Raw genomic sequence first — 1,500 nt, 5'->3', positions numbered from 1 at the left:
GAGGAAGGCAACATACTTCTTGTCCACATCACTGAGGAACAGATGAAACATAAAGTTCTTGTTACTGCCGGTAATGTTATTATCAGCCAGGTATTTCCTGAAGCCTGTATCTTCGGTGAAGGTATACTTCCCCTGACTTACGTCAGCATCCAGGGCGCCATTCAGCTGCAGCGTACCGGTTTCTCTAACCAGCACAAAAACTTCATTTCCTTTCTTCTGGAAGAGGCCTTTGTTAAAGCACTTTGAAATGTTCCAGGTTGACGAATTCCGGCTTCCCTTGAACTCGATGCAGTAATCTCCCGCGTCCTGGTGGCTATACCAGAAACCTTGAGAAATATCGGTATCCGCTCCTTGAATATTGATGGACATGCCTTTCTTTCTGGCTGGCTTGTTCTTGCCTGTTTGTTCTGTCATTCCCGTTTTGCCGGTTTTGTCTTCCATCGGAACATCCGGGGCAGTAGGCGAAGGGGGAACAGCCGGTGAAGGCGGAACGCCCGGATCCGGCACCGGGGTAACCGGAGCGGCAGATGCAAAATCAGGCGCAGGTACGGTACCCGGTATGCTGATGTTCTGGCTTGTAGCCGGTTCGTTGAGCAGCAAAAGCGCTCCGAAGAGCAGCGGTGCCAGGAAAGTATATTTCCAGTAAGCGTGTGCATTAGATTTACGTGCGTTCATCATAACGATTCTTTGTTTTAGGAGCGACTGGTTATAATTGGTTGTGATGCTGAGGGGTTTGTTGGGCACAGCGATCTGCAGCAGGTTCAGCTGGTACTGTCGCTTGTTCACCTGCTCTTCTTCCAGCAGGGTAGCATCAGTCTGGTATTCATTGTTCTTTTCAACTTCCTTTCTAAAGAACCAGATAAAGGGGTTGAACCAAAGCAGGATGACGGCTAACTCCGCGATGATCAGATCGAGGGTGTGCACCTGCCGCACGTGGATTTTTTCGTGGGCTATGATCTGCTCGTAGGTTTCGTAATCGTAGTCGTCGGGATGAATGAAGATATACCTGAAAAATGAACACGGTGCCTGTTTGCTGGCCGTATTCACGATCACACAATCGCCGTCCTGTATCTTGTCGGTACTGGTAAGGGCCTTGTAGAGAATGTTACCGGCCTGGAAAAACAAACTCAGCGAGAAAACGGCTACCCCAAACAGGTATAGCATAACGAGCCAGAAGACCCAGCTGCCTTGCCCTGTTACCGGTTGTTCTTCCCCGACTTGGGCCTTCTCCCCTGCTTCCGCCTGCATGTTCTGTGACACCACCGGTGTTTCGGGCTGCTCAGCGGTTGCTATACCTGCTGCCGTTTCAGTTGGGTCAGGTATAACGGTTGTCAGGCTTGGTGTTGCTTCCGTTACCCCACCCTGTTGCAGGATATTGGATAGATACCCCTGGTGGCTGACAAGCGGAGGCAGCGAGACAAAAGGCAACGCAAAGGCCAGCACCAGGCAAGCCATCAGGTAAAACCTGTTCATGGCAAAGAAGCTCTCCTGCTGCAGCAC

Annotated in this window: 1 protein-coding gene; it reads right to left on the bottom strand. The window is 50.8% G+C overall.

The window, feature by feature from the left end:
- Positions 1-1,500, bottom strand: a 1,500-nt coding sequence (locus tag OB13_RS18345; RefSeq protein ID WP_461491635.1) for a M56 family metallopeptidase, incomplete at both ends; no start/stop codon positions are given.

Source organism: Pontibacter sp. HJ8 (assembly GCF_054824225.1).
This window is presented reverse-complemented; position numbering and strand designations above follow the sequence as displayed.